The 3,679-nt window shown below is 66.9% G+C and carries 6 protein-coding genes, 1 tRNA gene and 1 pseudogene; all 8 read right to left on the reverse strand.

Annotated features, from left to right (window positions below):
* A pseudogene (locus tag C4313_RS11350) lies at nt 1-135 on the reverse strand (50S ribosomal protein L7/L12); the annotation flags it as partial.
* 18 nt (nt 136-153) lie between these two features.
* Nucleotides 154-693, reverse strand: a complete 540-nt coding sequence (rplJ, locus tag C4313_RS11355) for a 50S ribosomal protein L10 (RefSeq protein WP_352429965.1) — start codon at nt 691-693, stop codon at nt 154-156.
* Nucleotides 694-896: 203 nt separating this feature from the next.
* On the reverse strand, nt 897-1,616 hold the full coding sequence (gene rplA, locus C4313_RS11360; RefSeq protein ID WP_352429966.1) for a 50S ribosomal protein L1: 720 nt from the start codon (nt 1,614-1,616) through the stop codon (nt 897-899).
* 59 nt (nt 1,617-1,675) lie between these two features.
* Nucleotides 1,676-2,101 (reverse strand): 50S ribosomal protein L11, encoded by a 426-nt coding sequence (gene rplK, locus C4313_RS11365; protein ID WP_352429967.1) that lies wholly within the window; start codon nt 2,099-2,101, stop codon nt 1,676-1,678.
* A 28-nt stretch (nt 2,102-2,129) separates the two neighbouring features.
* On the reverse strand, nt 2,130-2,813 hold the full coding sequence (gene nusG, locus C4313_RS11370; protein WP_352429968.1) for a transcription termination/antitermination protein NusG: 684 nt from the start codon (nt 2,811-2,813) through the stop codon (nt 2,130-2,132).
* Between the two features lie 50 nt (nt 2,814-2,863).
* Nucleotides 2,864-3,172 carry a preprotein translocase subunit SecE gene (secE, locus tag C4313_RS11375; protein WP_352429969.1) on the reverse strand — a complete coding sequence of 103 codons (309 nt, stop codon included), beginning with the start codon at nt 3,170-3,172 and terminating at the stop codon, nt 2,864-2,866.
* A 115-nt stretch (nt 3,173-3,287) separates the two neighbouring features.
* A tRNA-Trp gene (locus C4313_RS11380) sits at nt 3,288-3,360 on the reverse strand.
* Nucleotides 3,361-3,368: 8 nt separating this feature from the next.
* Nucleotides 3,369-3,530: a 50S ribosomal protein L33 gene (rpmG, locus tag C4313_RS11385; RefSeq protein WP_352429970.1), complete on the reverse strand. Its 162-nt coding sequence runs from the start codon at nt 3,528-3,530 to the stop codon at nt 3,369-3,371.
* Nucleotides 3,531-3,679 lie beyond the last annotated feature (149 nt).

The raw sequence follows: 3,679 nt of genomic DNA on the forward strand, positions 1-3,679 counted from the left end.
GGGGACGGCCGCCACAGCCGCCACCGGGGCCGCGGCCTTCACCCCCCAGCGCTCCTCCAGCAACCTCACCAACTCGACAGCCTCCAGCAACGTCAGGTTGCTCAATTCCTCCACCAGTTTCTGAAGATCAGCCATGGATCTCCCTCCGTTCGGTTAAGCGGTTTGGGAACCTTCCTTCAGTTGATCGGCCCGCGCCTGCAGGACGCCGACCACCTGTTGCAGAACGGCGGTAAGCACGCCGGCGACCCGGGCCGCCGGGGCCTGCAGGGTGCCCAGCACCTGGCCCAGCAGCACAGGGCGCGGCGGCAACTCGGCAAGCGTCTTGACGTCCTCCGGCCGCAGCCGGCGCCCGTCCAGCAGCCCGCCCTTGATCTTGAGGACCTTGTTCTCCTCGGCGAACTCCAGCAGAGCCTTGGCGACGGCCGGGGGGTCTTCCAGGCAGAAAGCGGTGGCCGTGGGGCCTTGCAGGAGGTCCTCAGGCACCGCCCATCCCGCCTCCTTCAGGGCGATGCGCAGGAGGGTGTTCTTGGTCACATGGAAGGCCCCACCGGCCTTCCTGACCCTCTGCCGGAGCCGATACATGCCCATCGCATCCAGCCCCTGGTAGTCCGCCAGGATCAGGGCCTGGCTGCGGGAGAGCAGGGCCCGATACTGCGCGATCATCTGTTCTTTCTCCGCCCGCGTGAAGGGCAAGCGGCACCTCCTGGGATCGGATGGGTTTCGGGACCGGCCTGGAAAACGCGTGCGCCTTCGCCGAGGCCGGCGAAGGCGCACGAAAGGCCCCCGGATCGGGGGGATCCGTCTCGCCGCGCCTGCCTCCGCCGGCGGGGGCCCGCGGGCCCCCCTTGGGCGCTCACGCACCGGGCTTCAACGGCAGGGCTCGCTTTGGGAACCGTTTACGCGCCGACCTCCAGGGATTGAGCGGCGGCAGGGTCGACCTTGATGCCGGGCCCCATCGTCGCGCTCACCACCACCTTCCGGATATAAGGGCCCTTCAGCCCCGAGGGGCGCGCCTTCTTGACCGCATCCATCAACGCCGCGAAGTTCTCCAGCAACTGATCCACCGAGAAACTGACCTTCCCGATGGGCACGTGGAGGTTGGCCGTTTTGTCCACCCGGAACTCCACGCGGCCCGCCTTGGCCTCCCGGATCGCCCGCGAGAGGTCCTCGGGGCTCACCACCGTCCCCGCGCGGGGGTTCGGCATCAGGCCCCGGGGGCCCAGGATCCGCCCCAGACGGCCCACCTTGGGCATCATGTCCGGGGTGGCGATGGCCACGTCGAAGTCGGTCCACCCCTCCTGGATCCGCTTGATGCCCTCGTCGTCGCTGATCACATAATCAGCCCCCGCCTCCTGGGCGATGCGGGCGGCCTCGCCGGCCGCGAACACCAGCACCCGCACCGGCTTGCCCAACCCGTGGGGGAGGACAACCACCCCGCGCACCTGCTGGTCGGCGTGGCGGGGATCCACCCCCAGGCGCATGTGGACCTCCACGGTCCCATCGAAGCGGGTGTAACTGGCCTCCTTGACCAGGGCCAGCGCCTCGCGGGGAGCATACAGCCGCTCCCGGTCGACCTTCCTCAACGCCTCCAGATACTTCTTGCCGCGCTCTCCCATCGTTGAGGCCTCCTGTGGTGCCAACGGGCCCAGCGGCCCTCCCACGACAGCGTGTCCGATCAATCGGTGATCTGAATGCCCATGCTCCGGGCAGTGCCGGCGACCATCCGCATGGCCGCCTCGATGTCATCGGTGTTGAGGTCCTTCATCTTGAGTTCGGCGATCTCTCGCAACTGCTGGCGGGTGATCTTGCCCACGATCTGCCGGTTGGGCTCCGGGGAGCCCTTCTCGATGCCCGCCGCCCGGCGCAGGAGATCGGACACCGGCGGCGTCTTCAGTTCCATCGTGAAGGAGCCGTCGGTGTAGATCGTCACCTCCACCGGGACGATCTGGCCGGCCATATGGGCCGTGCGGGCGTTGTATTCCTTACAGAAGGCCATCACGTTGACCCCGTGGGGGGCCAGAGTCGGCCCGATGGGCGGGGCCGGGTTGGCCTTGCCGGCCTCGATCTGCAGTTTGATGACCGCCTTGACCTTCTTAGCCATAGGACGATGCCCTCGCGGGAAAGGGGATTTAGATCTTCTCCACCTGGGTGAAGTCCAACTCCACCGGGGTTTCCCGGCCGAAGAAGGAGACCAACACCCGAACCTTGGCCTTGTCCGGATCGATCTCGTCCACGATGCCGACGAAATCGGCGAAGGGGCCCTCGGTGATGCGGACCTTCTGGCCGGGCCGGAAGGTGACCCGGATGCGGGGAGACTTGGCCTCCATGCGCTTAAAGATGGCCTGGACCTCCTCGGGCCGCAGCGGCGTGGGCCGCGACCCCATCCCCACAAACCCGGTTACCCCCGGCGTGTTTCGCACCACCGCCCAGGAGTCTTCGTCCATGATCATCTCCACCAGGATGTAGCCCGGGTAGATGCGCCGCCGGACCGGACGCTTTTTCCCCTCCTTGATCTCGATCTCCTCCTCCTCGGGGACCACGATGTTGAAAATCTTGTGCCCCATTCCCATGGAGGCGATGCGCTGCTCCAGGTTGTGCTTGACCTTGTGCTCGGCGCCGGCGTAACAATGGACCACATACCAGGTGCGCTCGGGCACGGCCTCCCCGCCGGCGGGCGCCGCCACCGGCGGGGGAGCCTCCTCGACCCGCGCAGGCTCCTCCTCCAGCGCCAGCTCCTGGAGCAAGGCCTCCAGGGTGTCTTCATCGACCTCATAGGTCTCCGGCGGCGTCCGCCGCTCCTCTTCCCCGCTCATCCGCCGCTCCTTTCACGCGATGTCCCGAGCGAAACCCTGTCCGCCCCTGCTTATGACCGGCTCAGGGCGAACGCCAACGCCCCCAGGCCGACCAGGCTCCCGATCACCGCGATGCCAAGACGCAGCGGATCCGGCGGGGAGGTAAAGATGCCACCGAAGAGCCAGAAGAAGAAATAGTCCACCAACCCCAGCAGGATGGACATCCCGATGGTGACCACCAGGACCACACCGGTGAGCCGGTAAAGCTCCTGGCGGTCCGGCCAGCGGACCTTCTTCAGTTCCCCTTGGACCTCCCGCAGATAGCGCAGGGGGGCCCATTCCCCTCGCAGCAGCCGTCGCGTCTCCACCGCCTTCGCCACGCTCCGCGCTCCTCCGGGTCATCGGAACCGTCCGGCGGGCCCACACCGGGCCCCGCCGGTCTGCCCGATCACAAATCGGGACACCGCCGAGCGGTGTCCCGGAGGATCCACCAGGCAGGCCGGCCAGGACTCGAACCTGGAACCTGCGGATTTGGAGTCCGCTGCTCTGCCTGTTGAGCTACCGGCCTGCGCCCGATCACTTGGTCTCCCGGTGCAACGTGTGCTTCCGGCACCGGGGGCAATACTTGCGCAACTCCAGACGGTTGGGATCGTTGTTCCGGTTCTTCTGGGTCGTGTAGTTGCGCTCCTTGCACTCGGTGCACGCCAACGTGACGATGATCCGCGCCTCTTTCGCCATTTGAACCTCGAAGCCGCTCCAGATCGCTGGGATCGACCGATGGGGGCGGGAGAGCCCAACCCCATGAAGAAATTTACCAGGACTCCGCCGGGTTGTCCAGGGGGTTTAGTCTAGGATTTTGGTGACGACGCCGGCGCCGACGGTCAGCC

The sequence above is a fragment of the Thermoflexus sp. genome (assembly GCF_040289485.1).
GTDB lineage: Bacteria > Chloroflexota > Anaerolineae > Thermoflexales > Thermoflexaceae > Thermoflexus.